Genomic DNA, 20,037 nt, shown 5'->3' with positions numbered 1-20,037 from the left:
CGAGAGGTGTGCGGGATGAGCAAGCTCATAGGCGTCGGAGTCGGGCCCGGTGACCCGGAGTTGGTGACCGTCAAGGGCGTCAACGCGCTGCGCGGCGCCGATGTGGTCGTCGTGCCCGTCATGGACAGCGGAGAGCGCGGGCGCGCCGAGGCCACCGTCCTGCATTACGTCGGGGCCGAGAAGGTCCTGCGCGTCGTCTTCGCGCTCAACGAGCGGTCCGACCGTGCGCGCCGTGAAGCCGCCTGGGATGCCGCCGGGCTGCGGGTGCGGGTGTTGCTGGAGCAGCACGATGTCGTCGCCTTCGCGACCATCGGCGACCCCAACGTGTACTCGACCTTCACCTATCTCGCGCAGACCGTCGCCACCCCGGGGCTGGTCGTCGAGACCGTGCCCGGCATCACCGCCATGCAGGATCTCGCCGCACGCAGTGGCGCGGTGCTGACCGAGGGGACCGAGCCTCTGACGCTGGTGCCCGTGACCGCGGGGGCCGCCGTTCTGAAGCAGGCTCTCGAAGGGCCCGGGACCGTCGTCGCGTACAAGTTCGGGCGGCTCGCCGGCGAGGTGGCCACCGCTCTGCGCGAGACCGGTCGTACCGAGGACGCCGTGTGGGGTTCCGCGCTCGGTCTCGACGAGGAGTCCATACGGCCCGCCTCCGAGCTGGGCGACGAAGCCCTTCCGTATCTCTCCACCCTCATCGCGCCCGCCCGGCGCGACGGGCAGCGCGGCGGCAAGCTGTGAGGCCGCCGTCAGCCCGCGATGCCTACCACCAGCCAGATGAAGGCCACGCCCGCGATCGTGAACAGCAGTGTGGAGCGGGCCGGGTGGTCGTGGTGGGCTTCGGGGAGGATCTCGGCGGCTGCGAGATAGAGGAGCACGCCGCCGAAGAAGCCGAGATAGCTGCCGAGCAGTTGCTCCGGAAGGGTGAACAGCAGCGTCGAGGCCGCCCCCACCACCGGGGCCAGCGCGTCGGCGTAGAGCATCGCCAGGGCCTTGCGGCGGGCGTTGCCGTACAGGCTCGTCAGTGTGTACGTGTTGAAGCCGTCCGCGAAGTCGTGCGTGACCACCGCGATCGCGACGGCCAGGCCCATGCCGTTGCCCACCTGGAAGGCCGCGCCGATCGCCACGCCGTCCATCAGGCTGTGGATCACCATCGCCGAGGCCGCCGTCAGGCCGACCTGGGGGACGCGTTCGTCGCTCGCTCCGTGGGCCGCCTGCCGTACGGCGAGCAGACGCTCGCCCAGGTGCGCGAAGAGGAAGCCGGCGACGAACAGGAGCAGGGCGGCCGGTACGCCGAAGACGTCCTGGCCCGCAGCATCCAGGGCCTCGGGCAGCAGGTCGAGGCCCACGACACCGAGCATCAGGCCGCCCGCGAGCCCGAGCACCAGGTGGCGCCGGTCGGTGACGCGCTGGGCCGTCCAGCCGCCGACCAGCGTCATCAGGAACGCGCCGAGCGCGACGAAGACCGCCATGCCCCCTTGCTAGTCCATTGAGCACCGATCCCGCACGTCCAGACCCGCTCCGTCTTGTTGTTCCCGAGAGGACCCCTCCCATGGCCGATGTCACCGCCTCCACCGGAAAGGTGACCTTTGTCGGCGCCGGCCCCGGCGCCGCCGATCTGCTGACCTTCCGTGCCGCGCGGGCCATCGCGGACGCCGACGTCGTCATCTGGGCCGCGAGCCTGGTGCAGGCGGAGGTGCTCGAGCACGCCCGGGAGGGCGCGGAGATCCTCGACTCGGCGGTGATGTCCCTGGAGGACGTCGTCGCCGTGTACGAGCGGGCGGTGCGCGAGGGGCTGCGGGTCGCGCGGATCCACTCGGGGGATCCGGCGCTGTGGGGCGGTACGCAGGAGCAGGTCGACCGGTGTGCGTCGATCGGGCTCGACGTCGAGATCATTCCTGGGGTGTCCTCGTTCTCCGCCGTGGCCGCCATCGCCCAGCGCGAGCTGACCATCCCCGAGGTCGCGCAGTCGGTGATCCTCACCCGACTCGGCGGCGGCAAGACGCCGATGCCGCCGGGTGAGGAGGTGCGGGAGTTCGCGCGGCACGGGACGACGATGGCGGTGTTCCTGTCGGCCGCCCGCTCGGGGCAGCTGACGGAGGAGCTGCTGGAAGGCGGGTATCCGACCTCCACGCCCGTCGTCATCGCCTACCAGGTCACGTGGCCCGAGGAGTTGGTGCTGCGGTGCACCATCGAGACGCTGGAAGCCACCGTCAAGGAGCACAAGCTGTGGAAGCACACCTTGTTCCTCGTGGGTCCCGCACTCGCCGCCTCCGGGACGCGGTCGCACCTCTACCACCCGGGTCACTTCCACGGCTTCCGTAAGGCCGACAAGGCGGCACGCGCCGCGCTGCGCGCCGAGAGGGCATCCTCGTGATCGCCGTTCTGGGGGCGGGAACCGGGGTTCCGCTGAGTGCGGATGCCCAAGAGGCCCTGGACCGGGCGACCTTGGTGGTCGGCGCGCTGCGTCATCTGGAGGCGGCCGGGCTGCCGGAGGGCGTGGCGCGGATCGTGCTCGGACCGCTGGCGCCCGCCCTCGATGCCGTGGCCGAGCAGGTGGCGGGCGACGAGGCCGCTCGGGTGGTCGTGCTGGCCTCCGGGGATCCCGGATTCTTCGGGATCGTACGGGCGTTGGCGGAGCGCTTCGGTTCGGCGGCGCTGGACGTACGTCCCTCCGCGCCGTCCGTCGCCGTCGCCTTTGCCCGCATCGGGCTGCCCTGGGACGACGCCGTCGTCGTCAGTGCGCACGGGCGTGATCTGCGGACAGCCGTGAACGTGTGCCGTGCGCATCCCAAGGTGGCCGTCCTGACCGGTCCCGGCGCGGGACCCGCGGAGCTGGCGGCGCCTCTTGCGTACTACGCCTCGGGGCGGACCCTGGTGGTCGCCACCGCGCTCGGGGATCCGGAGCGCGAGCGGGTCGAGTGGATGTCGCCGCAGGAGGCCCTGGCGCGCGAGTGGCCCGACCCGGTGAGCGTGGTGCTCTGTCTGGACGAGAAGCGGGTCCTGTCGCCGACGTCCAGGACCGTGGCAGGGCCTGCGGCCGGGCCTGGCCAATGGGCGCTGGACGAGGGCGAGTTCAGCCACCGGGACTCGATGATCACCAAGTTCGAGGTGCGGGCGCTCGCCCTGGCGAAGCTGGGGCCCCGGCTGGGCGATCTGGTGTGGGACATCGGTGCCGGGTCGGGTTCCGTGGCCGTGGAGTGCGCGCGGCTGGGGGCTGCCGCGGTCGCGGTGGAGAAGACCGCCGACGGGGTGGAGCGGATCCAGGCCAACGCGCAGGCGCACGGTGTGTACGTACGGACGGTGCACGGCGCCGCGCCGACCGTGTTGTCCGATCTCCTCGAACCCGACGCCGTGTTCATCGGCGGCGGCGGGCGCGAGCTGCCCGCCATCGTGACGGCGTGCGCGCGGCGGGCCCGGCGGAGTGTGGTGGTGGCGCTGGCCGCGCTCGACCGGGTGCCCGAGGTGCGGGCGGCCCTGGCGGGCGCAGGCCTGGTGACCGACGGCGTACTGCTGCAGTCCTCGCGGCTCGCGCCGCTGCCGGGGGACGTGACGCGGCTCGCCGCCACCAATCCGGTCTTTCTTCTGTGGGGGCTTCGTCCCGCAGACCATGAAGTCGAAGGAGCACACCTGTGATCGGCCTGATCTCCGCCACGGCTGCGGGCGCGGTCGCCCGCGACCGGCTGGCCGCTGCCTGGCCCGGGCGTACCCGGGTCTACGAAGGCCCCGTACGGGAGGCCGTGGTGCGGGCCTTCGGGGAGTGCGAGCAACTGGTGTGCTTCCTCGCCACGGGTGCCGTGGTGCGGCTGGTGGCGCCGCTGCTCGAAGGAAAGACGTCCGATCCGGGCGTCGTCTGTGTCGACGAGGGTTCCCGCTTCGCGGTGTCGCTGCTCGGCGGGCACGAGGGCGGGGCGAACGTCCTGGCCGGTGAGGTCGGCGACGTGCTGGGGTGCACGCCCGTGGTGACCACGGCCACCGATGCGCGCGACATCCCCGGGCTCGACACGCTGGGGTGGCCGGTCGAGGGTGCGGTCGCGGCCGTCACCCGGGCCGTCCTGGACGGGGCGCCGGTGGCGGTGCGGGCGGACGCGGTGTGGCCGCTGCCGCCGCTGCCCGTGGTGGTCGACGGTGACGCCGATGTGGTGCTGAGGGTCAGTGACCGGGTGGGTGAACTCGGCTCCCAGGAGGCCGTGTTGAGGCCGCCTTCCCTGGTCGTGGGAGTCGGGGCGAGCAAGGGCGCGCCCGTGGAGGAGGTGCTCGGGCTCGTCGAGGAGACTCTCGCGGAGGCCGGGCTCTCCGCGCTGAGCGTCGCCGCTCTGGTGACCGTGGACGCGAAGGCCGATGAGGCCGGGATCGTCGGGGCCGCGGCACGGCTGGGGGTGCCGTTGCGTACGTACGCGGCCGACGTCCTTGCCCGTATCGACGTGCCCAACCCGTCGGGCGCCCCGCTGGCCGCCGTCGGGACGCCGTCCGTCGCGGAGGCCGCCGCGCTCGCCGGAGGCGGTGAACTCCTCGTACCGAAGCGGAAGTCGAGCCGCCCCGACGGGCTGCCCGCGATGGCGACCTGCGCGGTCGTGCGCAGGGTGCCGCGCGGGCGGCTCGCCGTGGTGGGGCTCGGGCCCGGGGCGCGGGATCTGCTGACGCCGCGTGCCAAGGAGGAGTTGCGGCGGGCATCCGTGCTGGTGGGGCTCGATCAGTACGTGGACCAGATCCGCGATCTGCTCCGGCCGGGGACCACCGTCCTGGAGTCGGGGCTCGGCGCGGAGGAGGAGCGGGCCCGTACCGCGGTCGCCGAGGCCCGCAAGGGGCACGCGGTCGCCCTGATCGGGAGCGGGGACGCGGGCGTGTACGCGATGGCCTCGCCCGCGCTGGCCGAGGCGAGCGACGACATCGACGTGGTGGGAGTTCCCGGGGTGACTGCGGCGCTGGCGGCCGCGGCGATCCTGGGCGCACCGCTGGGCCACGACCATGTCTCGATCAGCCTCTCCGATCTGCACACGCCGTGGGAGGTCATCGAGCGGCGGGTGCGGGCGGCGGCCGAGGCGGACATCGTCGTCACCTTCTACAACCCCCGTTCCAGGGGGCGTGACTGGCAGCTGCCGAAGGCGCTGGGCATTCTCGCGGAGCACCGGAGCGCGACCACGCCGGTCGGTGTCGTACGCAACGCCTCGCGCGTGGACGAGAGCAGCCGGCTGACGACGCTGGGGACGCTCGACCCGACGACGGTGGACATGATGACCGTCGTGGTCGTCGGCAATACGGCGGCCCGTGAGATCGCGGGCCGCATGGTGACGCCGCGCGGCTACCGGTGGCAGGCAGGGGCCGCGAAATGACCCGTACCGTGCACCCCATCGAGCAGGAGTCCTTCCGGCGGTTGCGGGAGCGGCTCGACACCTCGGGCTTCGCGCCGTTCACCCGGGCCGTCGTCGAGCGGGTCATCCACTCGGCCGCCGATCTGGAGTACGCGAAGGACCTGGTCTGCGACGAGCGCTCGCTCGAAGTCGCGTACGCAGCCCTGCATGCCGGGGCCCCGGTCGTCGCCGATGTCGAGATGGTCGCCGCGGGGATCACGCGGCGTGAGGTCGTCTGCCGGCTCAAGGACGGCGTCGCCTCGCCCGGTCTCACCCGGTCCGCCCATGCGATCCGCCTCGCGTACGAGCAGGTGGGGCCAGGCGCCATCTGGGTCATCGGGTGCGCGCCCACCGCCCTCGAAGAGCTGCTCGTTCTCGATGCCGCGCCCGCGCTCGTCATCGGGCTTCCCGTCGGGTTCGTCGGCGCGGCCGAGTCCAAGGCCGCCCTGCGCCAGAGCGGGCTGCCCGCCGTCAGCAATATTTCCGAGAAGGGCGGCTCCGCGGTCGCGGCCGCCGCCCTCAACGCACTGCTCTACAAGGAGATCGCGTGACCACCCCCCAGCCCGCACTGCTCGTCGCCGGACACGGCACCCGGGACGAAGCGGGGGCCGAAGCCTTCCGTTCGTTCGTGGCCGAACTGGGTGCCAGGCACCCCGAGATCGCCGTCGCCGGCGGCTTCATCGAGCTCTCTCCGCCGCCGCTCGGTGACGCGGTGACCGAGCTCGTCGAGCAGGGCGTCAAGCGGTTCGCCGCGGTACCGCTGATGCTCGTGTCGGCCGGGCACGCCAAGGGAGACATACCCGCCGCGCTCTCGCGCGAGAAGGAGCGGCACCCGGGGATCTCGTACACCTACGGGCGTCCGCTCGGCCCGCACCCGGGGCTGCTCGCCGTACTGGAGCGGCGTATCGACGAGGTGACCGAGGGGCTGGAGCGCGCGGAGGTGACCGTGCTGCTCGTGGGGCGCGGCTCCACCGACCCCGACGCCAACGCCGAGGTGTTCAAGGCGGCACGGCTCCTGTGGGAGGGGCGCGGTTACGCGGGCGTGGAGACGGCGTTCGTCTCGCTCGCCGCGCCCGACGTGCCCAGCGGTCTGGACCGGTGCGTGGCGCTCGGGGCACGGAAGGTCGTCGTGCTGCCGTACTTCCTCTTCACCGGAATCCTGCCGGACCGGGTGCGTCATCAGACCGAGGAATGGGACCGCACACATCCGGCCACCGAGGTGCGCTCCGCCGATGTCATCGGCCCCACCGATGAGTTGCTCGACCTGGTCATGGAGCGGTACCGCGAAGCCGTCAAGGGCGACATCCGGATGAACTGCGACTCCTGCGTCTACCGCATCGCGCTGCCGGGCTTCGAGGACAAGGTGGGATTGGCACAGCAGCCCCACTTCCACCCCGACGACGACGGCCACCACAATCACCACCATGCACATACGCACTGACGGCCACGACCTCCGCCACCACGGCGACGTGGAGGTCAGGGATCAGAATCTGACGGACCTCGCGGTCAACGTACGGACCGGCACTCCCCCGGACTGGCTGCGCGAGCGCATCGCGGGCTCGCTCTCCTCGCTGGCCGCCTATCCCGACGGGCGGGCGGCGCGGGCCGCGGTCGCCGCGCGGCACGGGCTGCCGGTGGAGCGGGTGCTGCTGACGGCGGGGGCCGCGGAGGCGTTCGTGCTGATCGCGCGGGCGCTCTCCGTACGGCGGCCCTTCGTCGTGCATCCCCAATTCACCGAGCCCGAGGCCGCGTTGCTCGATGCCGGGCACACGGTGGGGCGGGTGCTGCTCCGCGAGGAGGACGGGTTCCGGCTCGATCCGGGGGCCGTGCCCGAGGACGCGGACCTGGTGGTGGTCGGCAATCCGACCAACCCGACGTCCGTGCTGCACCCGGCCGCGGACATCGTCCGACTCGCCCGCCCCGGGCGGGTGCTGGTCGTGGACGAGGCCTTCATGGACGCCGTGCCGGGCGAGCGTGAGGCGCTCGCCGGGCGCACCGACGTGCCCGGGCTCGTCGTGCTGCGCAGCCTCACCAAGACCTGGGGGCTGGCGGGGCTGCGCATCGGTTACGTACTCGCCGAGCCCTCGACCGTCGCCGCCCTGGAGCGGGCACAGCCCCTGTGGCCCGTCTCGACCCCGGCCCTCACCGCCGCCGAGGCCTGCTCGGAGCCGGCCGCGCTCGCGGAGGCCGAGGCCGCGGCACTGCGGATCGCCGCCGACCGGGCCCATCTCCTGGCGGGGCTCGCGGAGTTCGACGAGGTGCGGGCCGTGGACACGGCGCAGGGACCTTTCGTGCTCGTACGGGTGGACCGCGCCGACCTGGTGCGGGAGCGGCTGCGCGCGCTCGGTTTCGCGGCCCGGCGCGGGGACACCTTTCCCGGGCTCGGGCCGCAGTGGCTGCGTCTTGCCGTACGCGACCGGGTGACGACGAACCGCTTTCTGCAGGCCCTGGACCAGGCGGTGGTCTACGTCAGCCGGTGACGATATCGGCCTTCAGCGGGGCGAGCGCCCCGGCGATCGTGCCGATGGTGGCCTCGTCGACGCCGGCTTCGGTCAGTGCGGAGGCGAGGTGGCCGACGACCCGGTCGAAGTCCTCGCCCCTGATGGAGAGGGGGCCGTGGGCCTCGCGCATGGCGCGGCCCGGGTACGGGTCGGTGGCGCCCAGCGCCTGGCCGACGAAGGCGCGCTGGTGGGCCTTGAGCGCGCCGAGGTCGGCGCCGGTGAAGTAGGGGCTCAACTCCGGGTCGGCCAGCACGCGTTCGTAGAAGAGGTCGACGACCGCGGCCACGGCGGGAGCTCCGCCTATGCGCTCAAAGATGGTGTCCATGGGACGGGAGCGTACGGGTGGAACCCCGGATTCAGAACGTGCGTGCGAATGATGCGGGTGAGTTGAGGGCCACCCCGCCCCCGGCGGCCCTCAACTCGGTCTGTTTCAGCGCCGGTTGCGACCACGCGCGAACGCGAGCGCGCCGCCGCCCGCGGCGACCAGGGCCACTGCCCCGCCCGCGATGTACGGGGTCATGGAGCTGCCGCCGGTCTCGGCAAGGTTCTCCTTCGCGGCGGTCTTGACGGCGACCGGGTCCTTGGCGGACTGCGGTTCCGTGCCTCCGCTGCCGCTGCCGCCACTGCTGCTGCCGCCCTCGTGCGGAGCGGGCGCCTTGGGCGACTCGCACGTCGCCTCGGCGAGCGTGATGTCACCGGTCACCTCGGCGACATTGAGCTTCAGCGGGTTGACCGACACCTTCAGCTGCAGTGCGACGGCGGCTGCCGTGCGCGAGGTGGTGTGCGTCTTGGAGAGGTCGAGGGTGACCTCGCCGACCGCGGGCACCGAGATCTTGGTCGTACCCCCTGCGGAGACCGTGACCTTCTTGCCGAGCACCGTCACATGACCGAGGAGATTGGAGTCGGCGTACGGCTGCTTGCCCGCCTCGCAGACCGCCTTGGAGGTGACCTGCTCGACCTCGATCAGGGAGAGCAGCGGAAGCCCGGGGAGGTGGATCCTGGCGTGCGCGAGATTGGCGTATCCCTCGGCCTTGTGCGCATCGACCGTTGCCTTCGCGGTGGCCACATCGGCCCGCAGAACACTGAAGGGCCTGTTTCGGTCGACGGCGTCCAACTTCACGGTCAGCGCGGTCTTCTCGGCGCTCGCGGGCGCCTGGACGTCGTTCAGGGTGACATTGAGCGGGACGTCGACGGTCTTGTTGAGCAGCGAGACGTCGAGTCCGGTACGGAGCACGACAGCGCTCGCCTTTCCGTCGCCGCCCGTGGCGTGCGCCGGGGCGGCGGCGAGCAGGACCGCGGGGCCGGCGGTCAGTGCGGCGGCCACCAGAGCGGCGGCGGCGCGACGGCGTGCGGGCATGCGAAAGGTGTTGCTGTTCAAGGCGGTGGAACCCCCACAAGAGACAGGAAGCCGCCGACGCGCCCGCCGATGGGGGACATCACGGGCGCGGTCGGTGACTGAGACACGGGAATCTTTACGCACTGAGAGTGAATGAACAGCAACCTGGCGTGAGTTCACCCCAAAGGGGGGTTTCCGTGCTCGTATTCGAATCTTTCGGCACGTGCGTTCCTCTGGGCCCCTCGTTTCACACATACGCAGGGGCGCGCGCGTTGAGGTGTAACGACACACTCCGGCTCCGCGTCACGCCCGCGTCAATGCGATCATGCCGCCGAACACAGCAACTGCCCAAGGAGCGCCCGGTGTCCGCATCCCCCCGCAATGTCGTGCTGATCTCTGTCGACCAGTGGCGGGGCGACTGCCTCTCCGCGGCCGGGCATCCCGTCGTACGCACCCCGTACCTCGACCAGCTCGCAGGCCGCGGTGCGCGCTTCGAGCGGGCCTACTCGGCGGTGCCGTCCTGCATCCCGGCGCGGGCGGCGCTGCACACCGGGCTCGCCCAGGACTCGCACGGGCGCACCGGCTACCGGGACGGGGTCCCCTGGGAGTACCCGGTCACGCTGGCCGGGGAGTTCGGGCGCCACGGATACCAGACGCGCGCCATCGGCAAGCTCCACACGTACCCCGAGCGCAACCGGCTCGGCTTCGACGAGGTGACGCTGCACGACGGCTATCTGCACTTCGCCCGCGAACGCGGCCGCGACCCGCGCTTCCACGACGACTATCTGGCCTGGCTGGAGCGGCAGCCGGGCGAGGTGCCCGGCTCGGACTACACGGAGAACGGCCTGGACTGCAACAGCGTGGTCGCCCGCCCCTGGGACCGGCCCGAGCGGCTGCACCCCACCAACTGGGTGGTGAGCGAGGCGATCGACTTCCTGTACCGGCGCGACCCCGGCTCCCCGTTCCTGCTGCACCTCTCCTTCCACCGGCCGCATCCGCCGTACGACCCACCGCGCTGGGCCTTCGAGCAGTACACCGGCGCCCCGCAGTACGAACCCGTGCGCGGGGACTGGGCGGACGCCCTGGAGGGGTGGCGCGACGATTCGCGCGCGGACGCCAACTACGCCTCGTATGACGCCGGTACGGTCCAGCGGGCGCGCGCCGGCTACTACGGCCACATGTCGCACATCGACCAGCAGATCCAGCGCTTCGTCGCCGCGCTCGGGGAGTTCGGCCTGGGCGACGACACCTGGATCTGCTTCACGTCCGACCACGGCGAGATGCTGGGCGAGCACGGGCTCTGGCGCAAGGCGTATCCGTACGAGGGCTCGGCGCGCGTCCCGCTGATCCTGGCGGGGCCGCCGGGTGAACTCCCGCGCGGGAGCACGCCGTCGGAGGTCGTCGAGCTGCGGGACGTGATGCCGACGCTGCTGGAGTGTGCGGGTCTTGAGGTCCCTGAAGGGCTCGACGGGCGCAGTGTGCTGGGGCTGGCGCGCGGTGATGAGGTGGCGGGGTGGCGGCCGTATCTGCACGGTGAGCACACGCTGTTCGGGGAGTCGATGCAGTGGCTGACGGACGGGCGCGAGAAGTACGTGTGGTTCTCGGGCGGCGGGCGTGAGCAGCTCTTCGATCTGACCGAGGATCCGCAGGAGCTGCACGACCTGGCCGCCGAGCGCCCCGAGAGCCTGGAGCTGTGGCGGGTCATGCTGGTCGACGCCCTCCGGGACCGGCCGGAGGGGTACGTCGACGACGAGACGCTGGTGGTGGGGCGTACGGCGCTGGAGGTGCAGCCGGGCCTGGTGTGAGCGGGGCCGGTGTGAGCGGGCGGTCGCTCAGCCCACCACCTGGCCGTTGAGGACGATGCGGCGCGGCGCCGCGAGGACCCGGTGGTCCTGGCGCGGGTCCGTTTCGTACACCACCAGATCCGCGGGGGCGCCCTCCTCCAGGCCGGGGCGGCCGAGCCAGGCGCGGGCCGACCATGCCGTCGCGGCCAGGGCGTCGGCCGTCGGGATGCCCGCCTTCACCAGTTCGGCCACCTCGGCCGCGACCAGGCCGTGCGGGAGGGTGCCGCCCGCGTCCGTACCGACGAAGACGGGGACGCCCGCGTCGTAGGCCGCGCGCACCGTGTCGTAGCGGCGGGCGTGCAGGTCGCGCATGTGGGCCGACCAGCGCGGGTACTTCTCGTCGCCGCCCGCCGCGAGGCGGGGGAACGTGGCGATGTTGACGAGGGTGGGGACGATCGCGACGCCGCGCTCGGCGAAGAGCGGGATGGTGTCCTCGGTGAGGCCCGTGGCGTGCTCGATGCAGTCGATGCCCGCCTCGACGAGGTCGCGCAGCGAGTCCTCGGCGAAGCAGTGTGCGGTAACCCGGGCGCCGAGGCGGTGCGCCTCGGCGATCGCCTCCTCGACCGCGCCGCGCGGCCAGCAGGCGGACAGGTCGCCGGTGGAGCGGTCGATCCAGTCGCCGACGAGCTTGACCCAGCCGTCGCCCCTGCGGGCCTCCTGGGCGACGTAGGCGGTGAGGTCGCCGGGCTCGACCTCGTGGGCGAAGCCTCGGATGTAGCGGCGGGTACGGGCGATGTGCCGGCCCGCGCGAATGATCTTGGGGAGGTCTTCGCGGGCGTCCGTCCAGCGGGTGTCGGAGGGCGATCCCGCGTCCCGCAGGAGGAGCGTGCCCAGGTCGCGGTCGGTGAGGGCCTGCTTCTCCGCGGTCTCCTTGTCGACCGCGCCGTGCGGGCCGAGCCCGACATGGCAGTGCGCGTCGACCAGGCCGGGCAGCACCCAGCCCTCGACGGTGACGGCCTCGGCGGCCGGGCGTTCGTAGGTGATCCGGCCGCCGGTCACCCACAGTTCGTCCCGTACGTCGTCGGGGCCGACCAGCACCCGCCCCTTCACATGCAGCACCGCGTGATCGCTCATGCACCGACCCTAGAACGCCGTAGGTACCCTCGACACGGCAGCCCGAACGAACTCGCGAAGAGAGCACCACCGTGACGCACCCCCTCCTCGACCTCGCCCCGCTCACCGCCGCGCACTTCGCGGGCATCGAGCGCCGGGTCGCCTCCCTGCTCTCCACCGAGCAGGACGTCGTGATCATGCAGGGGGAGGCGCTGCTCCCGCTGGAGGGCTGCATCCGCTCCGGCGCCGCGCCCGGCTCGACCGCGCTCAATGTGATCACCGGTCCTTACGGCCAGACCTTCGGCAACTGGCTGCGCGACTGCGGGGTCACCGTCGTCGACCTGGCGGTGCCCTTCCACACGGCCGTCACCGCCGACCAGGTCCGGTCCGCGCTCGCAGAGCACCCGGAGATCGACTTCGTCTCGCTGGTGCACGCGGAGGCGGCGACGGGGAACACCAATCCGGTCGCGGAGATCGGTGAGGTCGTACGGGCGCACGGCGCGCTGTTCTACCTCGACGCGGTGGCCTCCATCGGCGCCGAGCCGGTGCTGCCCGACGCGTGGGGCGTCGACATGTGCATCATCGGCGCGCAGAAGGCGATGGGCGGGCCCGCCGGGGTCTCGGCGGTGTCGGTGAGCGAGCGCGCGTGGGCGCGGTTCGCGGCGAACGAGGCCGCGCCCCGGGCCTCGTACCTCTCGCTCCTGGACTGGAAGCAGCGCTGGATCGACGGCGGCCGCAAGACGCTGCTGCACGCGCCCGCCCAGCTGGAGATGCTGGCGCTGGAGGCGTGCATGGAGCGGATCGAGGCCGAGGGCCTGGATGCGGTGCAGGCGCGTCACGCACGGGCCGCCACGGCGACGCGTGCGGGTGCGCTGGCGCTGGGCGGGGGTCTCGAGCCGTACGTGTACGAGGCCGCCGACGCGGCCCCCGTCGCCACAACTCTCCGCACCCCTGCGGGAGTCGACGCCTCCGCGCTGGTCGCCAAGGCGCTGGCCGCCGACCCCACGCTGCCGCTGATCGCGGGCGGCGGGGCGCTGGCCAAGGAGATGATCCGTATCAACCACTACGGCCCCGACGCGACCCAGGGCGTGGTGCACTCCTCGCTCGCCGCGCTGGGTGCCGCGCTCGGCGAGACGGGGGCGGTCGTGGACCTGGAAGCGGCGCGGCGCGCGGTCACCGAGGCCTGGCTGAGCGCCTGACGTGCGGCCGGGCGGGGCCTCCCCCGCCCGGCGTCCGGCAGGTCAGCCCGTGATCGGCTCCGTGCCGAGCCTGACGTGGTCCACGGCCCAGTACCAGTTGTTCCCGGCGTCGTACATCCGGAAGCGCAGCCTCACGCTCCCCGCGCCCTCGGGAACCGTCAACTCCCTTGCGACGAAGGTGTTCTCGGCGTCCGCCGAGCCGGGTCCGTAAGCGAGCAGCACCTGCTCCTGGCCGGTGTCGAAGACGGCCCGCACCTCGGCCTTCTGCGGGTCCTCCTGGCGGTAGTGCGAGTCGAAGCCGAGGTACAGCTTCGTCGCACCCACGGGGATCCTGGCCGCCGGGGAGACCAGCGTCGAGTCGAACTTCCCCTTGGCGGAAGGCGATCCGGTGTCGTCCCAGTCGTCCGGGTCGGCGACGGCGACGATGCCCAGCGCCCTGCCGAAGGCGGCACGGTCCTGGCCGCCGGCCGCCCAGGACCGCTTGGTGAGGAACGTCCAGCCCTGCAACTCCTTGGTTCCCTGCGGCATTTGAGCGGCGTTGACGACCGACCAGCCGGCCGGTGCGGTCGCCGTCCAGCCGAGGATCCCGGCACGCGGCTGAAGCGTGCCGGCGAGGGACTGGAAGTCCTCGCCGATCAGGTGTCCCGCCATGGACGGGGCGATGCGGGCCTGCACCTCGCCGTCCGCCAGCCGCAGCCCGTCGTGGGCCTGGCCGCGTACGGCCACGAGCAGCCGCCCGGAGTCGTACGCCTTCGCCGTTCCGGCCGGGGTGACGTCCCAGCTCAGGCTGTACGAGGCTCCTGGGGCCAGCGTCCTGGGCGCGTCGCCCGTCGCGGCCCTGGTCCGCCAGCCGGCCGGGGCGCTCAGTGCGGCCTGGACGTGGGTGAGCGGGGCGTCGCCCCGGTTGGTGACGGTGGCGGTGAAGCGGGTCGCGGCGCCCGGCGCGACCACCGGCTCGTCGCCCGCGCCCGAGGTGACCTCGACGGTGAGCGCTTCGGGCAGCCCCATCGCGGGGTCGGTGACGCCGGGCCTGCGGTCGCCGAAGCGGGCGGCGAAGCGGCGCAGGAAGTGCGGGTCGTCGGCGGCGGTGACGGCGATGTCGTACCAGCGCTCGGCGGGCACCTTGACCGTGATCTGCCGTGAGTTCCCTGCGGGGACGCGGAGTTCGCGCACTCCCCCGCCGTAGGCGAGGTCGCCGATCAGGACGGTGCGTGCGCGGCGGCCGCGGTTGGAGACCTCGACGGTGAGGCGGCCACGGTCGTGGTCTTCGTCGATGTGCGCGTCGAGAGGCGCGGTGTCGTCGCCGCGCAGGTGCCAGAGATAGCCGTTGGGGCCGTGGACGCGCAGGTCGTGGCCGCCGTCGGGGCCGAGGGTCCAGGTGTCGGCGAGGGAGGCGCGTGCGCCGACCGTGTAGTGGCGGGGGGCGGTGCCGGGCTCCGGGTAGACCTGGAGGACCGCGGCCTGGCGGCCCTGGTTGCGGAAGGTCAGCTCCGCCTTGCCGTCGCGGATGCGGGAGGTCACCCGCAGTGCGTACGGAACGGCACGTGCGGGCTGGGTGCCGCGGGTCTGGCGGGGGAAGAACTGTGGGTTCGGCACGGCGATGGTGGGCCTGGAGGCGGCGGCCGCGCTCTTGGCCACATTGCCGCTGGTGTCCGGGAGTTCGGGCCAGGCGATCTCCTCACCGGTGAAGTCGAAGACCGAGGTGAGGTCGCCGGTGACCGAGCGCCGCCAGTCGCTGATGTTGGGCTCGCGGACGCCGAAGCGGCGCTCCAGGAACTTGATGACCGAGGTGTGGTCGAAGACGGCGGAGTCGACGACACCGCCGCGCGTCCAGGGCGAGACGACCATCATCGGCACGCGGATGCCCAGGCCGAGCGCGTGCGGCCCGGAGACGAGCTTCTCGCCGGCGGGGAGGGTGTCGGACCAACCGAGGCTCCCGTCGGCGGACTTGACGCGGTAGCGGCCGTCCTGGCCGACGACCCGCATCTGGGTCCTGCCGGCGGCCGTCGTCACCCGTACGACGACTTCGCCGTCCGGGTCCGCCGTCGACTTGCCGCGTCCGGCGGCGAGCGGCGGCACCGGGGGCAGGACGTGGTCGAAGAAGCCGCCGTGTTCGTCGTAGTTGAGGATGAAGACGGTCTTCGCCCATACCTCGGGGTTGGCGGCGAGCGCCTCGATCAGGCGCGCGGTGAGGTCCTCGCCGTCCGGCGGCGGGTAGTCGGCGTGCTCGGAGAGCGCGGCGGGGGCGACCAGCCAGGAGACCTGTGGCAGTGCGCCGTTGTCGATGTCGGCCTTGAAGGCGGCGACCAGGGCGTCGCCCATCGCGTGCGGGTCGCCCGCGTGGGCCGCGTCGCCGACCATGGTCATGCCGCGGTCGTGGAGGGGTTCGCCGGGCTCGGCGTCGTGGAAGGGCTTGAACCAGGCGAGGGCGTTGTCGTCGAAGTTGTCGCGGGCCTGGTACGTCTTCCAGCTGATGCCCACCTTCTCCAGGCGCTCGGCGTACGTCGTCCAGGTGTAACCGGCGGCGGTCTCGGTGTTGTCGTGGACCGCGATGTCGCTGACGGTGCCGCCGCTGGTCCCCGTCATGAAGTACTCGCGGTTGGGGTTGGTGCTGGTCTGCATCGACGCGTGGTAGTTGTCGCAGATGGTGAAGGTGGAGGCCAGTGCCGCGTAGAAGGGCATGTCGGCGGACTCGTAGAAGCCCTGGCCGAGGTAGCCCGATCCGCGGCCGTTGACGTAGCCGTCGCCGAGGCCGTCGCGCCACAGCGACTGGGAGTCGATGAAGCCGAAGGCGGCGGCGCCCTGGCGGTAGGCGTTGGTGTGGGCGGCGTTCATCGCGAAGGGCAGCAGATAGCCCTCGGCGCGCGAGGGATCGGGCTGGTGGAAGACGGATCTGCCGTTGGTGGTGCGTATCGCGGTGCGGTCGCCGAGACCGCGCACCCCGCGCTGGGTACCGAAGTAGTGGTCGAAGGCCCGGTTCTCCTGCATGAAGACGACGACGTGCTCGATGTCGTCGAGCCGTCCTGGCGTGGCGCGTGCGGCGAGTGCGGTGCGCACACTCAGCGGCAGGGCGGACAGCACCGCAGCTCCGGCGGCACCGCCCAGCAGGGTGCGCCGTGAGACGTCGAGGGACATGGCTGGCTAGCTCCTTGGCTCATCCGTGAGTTCGTCGGTCCAGACCCGTTATGGATACGAGACTTATGCGGACGAGGCCAGGGGTGTGCGTGAACTCTGACCGAACCTTGGAGGGCGGGGGCGCGACAGAGGCCCGTTCCGCGTTTATCGCAATCCCACATATTGGAATTGGAAATGCAGAACAGGCCCTTTATCAGCACAGCTTCCCATTTTCTTCTGCCCCGTTTTTCCGACCCTAAACGCTAGAGTTTCAACAAGACCGAACTGCGTAATTCGGGCGCGCTTCGCAGTCGTTACGGAGGTGTGACCGACCCCACACGAAGGTTGATTTGCCCGTTAATTCCGGTACAAACCACGTGAATTGCCCACCCCTGGGCCAGGACCCGCGCCCGCGCGATAACACGAACAGCCTCTCCAGCCAACCCCACCCCAGAATGCATTTTTTGAATTTGCTGGGTAAATTTCATCCCCATGACCGAATTCCTGGAGCTGGAGATCGATACCCCGCGAGTGGAGGACGGAGCCGCGATGTGGCGCATCGCCCGCGACTCCGAGGTACTGGACCTCAACTCCTCGTACAGCTACCTGCTGTGGTGTCGCGACTTCGCCGCGACCTCCGTCGTGGCGCGCGGCGCCGACGGAGCGCCCATCGGCTTCGTCACCGGCTACGTACGTCCCGAGCGCCCCGAGGCCCTCGTCGTCTGGCAGGTGGCCGTCGACCGGGCCCACCGCGGACGCGGCCTCGCCGGGCAGCTGCTCGACGCGCTGACCGCCAAGGTCACGGCGGCGGGCGGAGTGCGGGAGATGGAGACGACCGTCACCCCGGACAACACCGCCTCCGACCGGCTGTTCGCCGCGTACGCGGAACGCCACGGGGCGTCACTGACCCGCGAGGTCCTCTTCGACGGCGGGCTGTTCCCCGAGGGAGCCGCCCACGAGCCAGAGGTCCTGTACCGCATCAGCCCCGTACCGGCCGCCTGACACCCCCCACCACAGGAGACCTGCTGTGACCATCACCCCGCCCGCCCTGAGCGTCTTCGAGACACTGGAGTCCGAGGTACGCAGCTACTGCCGCAGCTGGCCCGCCGTGTTCGACCACGCCCAGGGCAGCTACCTCCACGACGAGGACGGCCACACCTACCTCGACTTCTTCGCCGGTGCCGGGTCGCTGAACTACGGCCACAACAACCCTGTCCTGAAACGGGCGTTGATCGACTACATCGAGCGCGACGGCATCACGCACGGCCTGGACATGGCGACGACCGCCAAGCGGGCCTTCCTGGAGTCCTTCCAGAACGTGATCCTGCGCCCGCGCGACCTCCCGTACAAGGTGATGTTCCCGGGCCCGACCGGCACCAACGCCGTGGAGTCGGCGCTCAAGCTGGCCCGCAAGGTCAAGGGCCGCGAGTCCGTCGTCTCCTTCACCAACGCCTTCCACGGCATGTCGCTCGGCGCGCTCGCCGTCACGGGCAACGCCTTCAAGCGGGCGGGCGCGGGCATTCCGCTCGTCCACGGCACCCCGATGCCCTTCGACAACTACTTCGAGGGCCAGGTCCCCGACTTCCTCTGGTTCGAGCGGCTTCTGGAGGACCAGGGCTCCGGCCTCAACAAGCCCGCCGCCGTGATCGTCGAGACGGTCCAGGGCGAGGGCGGCATCAACGTCGCACGCGTCGAGTGGCTGCGCGCGCTGCAGGAGCTGTGCCACCGCCAGGACATGCTGCTGATCGTCGACGACATCCAGATGGGCTGCGGCCGCACCGGCGGCTTCTTCTCCTTCGAGGAGGCCGGCATCACGCCGGACATCGTCACGCTGTCGAAGTCCATCAGCGGCTACGGACTGCCCATGTCGCTCTGCCTGTTCAAGCCCGAGCTGGACATCTGGGAGCCGGGCGAGCACAACGGCACCTTCCGCGGCAACAACCCGGCGTTCGTCACCGCGACCGCGGCGCTCGACACGTACTGGGCCGACGGCCAGATGGAGAAGCAGACCCAGGCCCGCGGCGAGCAGGTCGAGCGCGCGCTGCTCGACATCGTCGACGAGCTGGACGCCATCGGCGTGAGCTTCCGGGGCCGCGGCCTGGTCTGGGGCATGGAGTTCGACGACAAGGCGCGCGCCACGGCGGTCGCCCGCCGCGCGTTCGAGCTCGGGCTGCTCATCGAGACCTCGGGTCCCGAGAGCGAGGTCGTCAAGCTGCTGCCGCCGCTGACCGTGACCCCCGAGGAGCTGGACGAGGGACTGCGCATCCTCGCCCGTTCCGTACGAGAGACCGCCTGACCCCGCACCGAGAGAAAGAGAGCAACTCACCGTGATCGTCCGCTCGTTCAAGGACATCGAGAACACCGACCGCCATGTGAAGTCCGCCTCAGGCACCTGGGAGAGCAAGCGCATCGTGCTCGCCAAGGAGAAGGTCGGCTTCTCGCTCCACGAAACCGTGCTGTACGCGGGTACGGAGACGCAGATGTGGTACGCGAACCACATCGAGGCCGTCCTGTGCACCGAGGGCGAGGCCGAGCTCACCAACGACGAGACCGGCGAGAAGCACTGGATCTCCCCCGGCACGATGTACTTGCTGGACGGCCACGAGCGTCACACCATGCGGCCCAAGACCGATTTCCGCTGCGTGTGCGTCTTCAACCCTCCCGTCACCGGACGGGAGGACCACGACGAGAACGGTGTCTACCCGCTGCTGACCGAGGAGGTCTGAGTCCCCATGACCGTCATCTCCAACATTCGAGCCGATCTCTATCCATCCCGCGGCACGTCCGAGGTCGTCACCCCGCGCCAGGACCCGGTCATCTGGTCGCCGCCCGGGGCGCCGGGCCCGGTCTCGCAGGCCGACCTCCAGGGCTTCGAGCGGGACGGCTTCCTCACCGTCGACCAGTTGGTGACGCCGGATGAAGTGACGGTCTACCAGGCCGAGTTGAACCGCCTCATCAGCGACCCGGGCGTACGGGCCGACGACCGCTCGATCATCGAGCCGCAGTCCCAGTCGGTGCGCTCGGTCTTCGAGGTGCACAAGCTCAGCGAGGTCTTCGCGCAGCTCGTCAGCGACCCGCGCGTGGTGGGCCGGGCCCGTCAGATCCTGGGCTCGGACGTCTACGTCCACCAGTCCCGGATCAACGTGAAGCCGGGCTTCGGAGCCTCGGGCTTCTACTGGCACTCGGACTTCGAGACGTGGCACGCCGAGGACGGCCTGGCCAACATGCGGACCGTGTCGGTCTCGATCGCGCTGACCGAGAACTTCGACACCAACGGCGGCTTGATGATCATGCCGGGCTCGCACAAGCAGTTCCTGGGCTGCTCGGGCGAGACGCCGAAGGACAACTACAAGAAGTCCCTGCAGATGCAGGACGCCGGCACCCCGTCGGACGAGGCCCTGACGAAGATGGCGGACCGCCACGGCATCAGGCTCTTCACGGGCGCGGCCGGTTCGGCGACGTGGTTCGACTGCAACGCGATGCACGGCTCGGGCGACAACATCACCCCGTACGCGCGCAGCAATGTCTTCATCGTGTTCAACAGCGTGGAGAACGCGGCGGTGGAGCCCTTCGCGGCCCCCGTACGCCGCCCGGAGTTCATCGGCGCCCGGGACTTCACCCCGGTCCGCTGACCTGCTGACC

At 71.3% G+C, this 20,037-nt stretch carries 18 protein-coding genes; 13 read left to right on the top strand and 5 right to left on the bottom strand.

The window, feature by feature from the left end:
- Positions 1–15 precede the first annotated feature (15 nt).
- Complete coding sequence (gene cobI / locus AB0H78_RS32995; RefSeq protein ID WP_363238413.1) at positions 16–738, top strand: precorrin-2 C(20)-methyltransferase; 723 nt, start codon at positions 16–18, stop codon at positions 736–738.
- Positions 739–746: 8 nt separating this feature from the next.
- Here the strand turns inward: cobI and AB0H78_RS32990 are convergent, their stop codons facing one another.
- Entirely contained in the window at positions 747–1,469 is a 723-nt protein-coding gene (locus AB0H78_RS32990; RefSeq protein WP_363238412.1) for a ZIP family metal transporter, read from the bottom strand.
- Positions 1,470–1,549: 80 nt separating this feature from the next.
- On the opposite strand from AB0H78_RS32990, the gene cobM reads away from it, so the two are divergent.
- From cobM to cobC, 6 genes are read left to right on the top strand one after another with little or no spacing between them, the layout of a single operon-like run.
- Positions 1,550–2,374: a precorrin-4 C(11)-methyltransferase gene (cobM, locus tag AB0H78_RS32985; protein ID WP_363238411.1), complete on the top strand. Its 825-nt coding sequence runs from the start codon at positions 1,550–1,552 to the stop codon at positions 2,372–2,374.
- Positions 2,371–3,633 (top strand): precorrin-6y C5,15-methyltransferase (decarboxylating) subunit CbiE, encoded by a 1,263-nt coding sequence (cbiE, locus tag AB0H78_RS32980; protein ID WP_363238410.1) that lies wholly within the window; start codon positions 2,371–2,373, stop codon positions 3,631–3,633. The genes cobM and cbiE overlap by 4 nt, the downstream gene beginning before the upstream one ends.
- Positions 3,630–5,330 (top strand): precorrin-3B C(17)-methyltransferase, encoded by a 1,701-nt coding sequence (cobJ, locus tag AB0H78_RS32975; RefSeq protein ID WP_363238409.1) that lies wholly within the window; start codon positions 3,630–3,632, stop codon positions 5,328–5,330. Before cbiE ends, cobJ begins: the two co-directional genes overlap by 4 nt.
- On the top strand, positions 5,327–5,899 hold the full coding sequence (locus AB0H78_RS32970; RefSeq protein ID WP_363238408.1) for a precorrin-8X methylmutase: 573 nt from the start codon (positions 5,327–5,329) through the stop codon (positions 5,897–5,899). The genes cobJ and AB0H78_RS32970 overlap by 4 nt, the downstream gene beginning before the upstream one ends.
- Positions 5,896–6,789: a sirohydrochlorin chelatase gene (locus AB0H78_RS32965; RefSeq protein ID WP_363238407.1), complete on the top strand. Its 894-nt coding sequence runs from the start codon at positions 5,896–5,898 to the stop codon at positions 6,787–6,789. Before AB0H78_RS32970 ends, AB0H78_RS32965 begins: the two co-directional genes overlap by 4 nt.
- Positions 6,773–7,828, top strand: coding sequence for an Rv2231c family pyridoxal phosphate-dependent protein CobC (cobC, locus tag AB0H78_RS32960; RefSeq protein WP_363238406.1), 1,056 nt, complete (start codon positions 6,773–6,775; stop codon positions 7,826–7,828). Before AB0H78_RS32965 ends, cobC begins: the two co-directional genes overlap by 17 nt.
- Here cobC and AB0H78_RS32955 read toward each other — a convergent pair.
- Positions 7,818–8,174, bottom strand: a complete 357-nt coding sequence (locus tag AB0H78_RS32955; RefSeq protein ID WP_363238405.1) for a group 1 truncated hemoglobin — start codon at positions 8,172–8,174, stop codon at positions 7,818–7,820. The two genes, cobC and AB0H78_RS32955, sit on opposite strands and share 11 nt — an antisense overlap.
- Before the next feature lie 105 nt (positions 8,175–8,279).
- On the bottom strand, positions 8,280–9,227 hold the full coding sequence (locus tag AB0H78_RS32950; RefSeq protein WP_363238404.1) for an SCO1860 family LAETG-anchored protein: 948 nt from the start codon (positions 9,225–9,227) through the stop codon (positions 8,280–8,282).
- A 320-nt stretch (positions 9,228–9,547) separates the two neighbouring features.
- On the opposite strand from AB0H78_RS32950, the gene AB0H78_RS32945 reads away from it, so the two are divergent.
- Complete coding sequence (locus AB0H78_RS32945; RefSeq protein WP_363238403.1) at positions 9,548–10,990, top strand: arylsulfatase; 1,443 nt, start codon at positions 9,548–9,550, stop codon at positions 10,988–10,990.
- A gap of 27 nt (positions 10,991–11,017) precedes the next feature.
- On the opposite strand, the gene AB0H78_RS32940 is transcribed toward AB0H78_RS32945, so the two are convergent.
- Positions 11,018–12,103, bottom strand: a complete 1,086-nt coding sequence (locus tag AB0H78_RS32940) for an amidohydrolase family protein (protein ID WP_363238402.1) — start codon at positions 12,101–12,103, stop codon at positions 11,018–11,020.
- Positions 12,104–12,174: 71 nt separating this feature from the next.
- Here AB0H78_RS32940 and AB0H78_RS32935 point away from each other — a divergent pair, with 71 nt between their 5' ends.
- Positions 12,175–13,281: an aminotransferase class V-fold PLP-dependent enzyme gene (locus tag AB0H78_RS32935; RefSeq protein ID WP_363238401.1), complete on the top strand. Its 1,107-nt coding sequence runs from the start codon at positions 12,175–12,177 to the stop codon at positions 13,279–13,281.
- Between the two features lie 42 nt (positions 13,282–13,323).
- On the opposite strand, the gene AB0H78_RS32930 is transcribed toward AB0H78_RS32935, so the two are convergent.
- A complete protein-coding gene (locus AB0H78_RS32930) occupies positions 13,324–16,416 on the bottom strand; it encodes a phosphocholine-specific phospholipase C (protein WP_363238400.1) in 3,093 nt (1,030 codons plus the stop codon).
- Positions 16,417–16,887: 471 nt separating this feature from the next.
- Here AB0H78_RS32930 and ectA point away from each other — a divergent pair, with 471 nt between their 5' ends.
- Genes ectA through thpD form a run of 4 tightly spaced genes read left to right on the top strand, consistent with a single transcriptional unit; the run spans position 16,888 to position 20,027 of the window.
- Complete coding sequence (gene ectA, locus AB0H78_RS32925; protein ID WP_363238399.1) at positions 16,888–17,397, top strand: diaminobutyrate acetyltransferase; 510 nt, start codon at positions 16,888–16,890, stop codon at positions 17,395–17,397.
- Positions 17,398–17,422: 25 nt separating this feature from the next.
- The gene (ectB, locus tag AB0H78_RS32920) at positions 17,423–18,691 is read left to right on the top strand and encodes a diaminobutyrate--2-oxoglutarate transaminase (protein ID WP_363238398.1); all 1,269 of its coding nucleotides are present in this window, start codon (positions 17,423–17,425) and stop codon (positions 18,689–18,691) included.
- A 31-nt stretch (positions 18,692–18,722) separates the two neighbouring features.
- Entirely contained in the window at positions 18,723–19,121 is a 399-nt protein-coding gene (locus AB0H78_RS32915) for an ectoine synthase (protein ID WP_363238397.1), read from the top strand.
- 6 nt (positions 19,122–19,127) lie between these two features.
- Positions 19,128–20,027 (top strand): ectoine hydroxylase, encoded by a 900-nt coding sequence (gene thpD, locus AB0H78_RS32910; protein ID WP_363238396.1) that lies wholly within the window; start codon positions 19,128–19,130, stop codon positions 20,025–20,027.
- Positions 20,028–20,037 lie beyond the last annotated feature (10 nt).

This window comes from Streptomyces sp. NPDC050738, assembly GCF_040654175.1.
Classification (GTDB): domain Bacteria; phylum Actinomycetota; class Actinomycetes; order Streptomycetales; family Streptomycetaceae; genus Streptomyces.
The sequence above is the reverse complement of the archived record's forward strand: the minus strand, read 5'-3'. Positions and strand labels throughout refer to the sequence as shown.

Bases quoted from the DNA above. Each gene is read 5' to 3' on its own strand.
- cobI (WP_363238413.1), top strand. From the start codon at position 16: ATGAGCAAGCTCATAGGCGTCGGAGTCGGGCCCGGTGACCCGGAGTTG.
- AB0H78_RS32990 (WP_363238412.1), bottom strand. From the start codon at position 1,469: ATGGCGGTCTTCGTCGCGCTCGGCGCGTTCCTGATGACGCTGGTCGGC.
- cobM (WP_363238411.1), top strand. From the start codon at position 1,550: ATGGCCGATGTCACCGCCTCCACCGGAAAGGTGACCTTTGTCGGCGCC.
- AB0H78_RS32970 (WP_363238408.1), top strand. From the start codon at position 5,327: ATGACCCGTACCGTGCACCCCATCGAGCAGGAGTCCTTCCGGCGGTTG.
- cobC (WP_363238406.1), top strand. From the start codon at position 6,773: ATGCACATACGCACTGACGGCCACGACCTCCGCCACCACGGCGACGTG.
- AB0H78_RS32955 (WP_363238405.1), bottom strand. From the start codon at position 8,174: ATGGACACCATCTTTGAGCGCATAGGCGGAGCTCCCGCCGTGGCCGCG.
- AB0H78_RS32940 (WP_363238402.1), bottom strand. From the start codon at position 12,103: ATGAGCGATCACGCGGTGCTGCATGTGAAGGGGCGGGTGCTGGTCGGC.
- AB0H78_RS32930 (WP_363238400.1), bottom strand. From the start codon at position 16,416: ATGTCCCTCGACGTCTCACGGCGCACCCTGCTGGGCGGTGCCGCCGGA.
- ectA (WP_363238399.1), top strand. From the start codon at position 16,888: ATGACCGAATTCCTGGAGCTGGAGATCGATACCCCGCGAGTGGAGGAC.
- thpD (WP_363238396.1), top strand. From the start codon at position 19,128: ATGACCGTCATCTCCAACATTCGAGCCGATCTCTATCCATCCCGCGGC.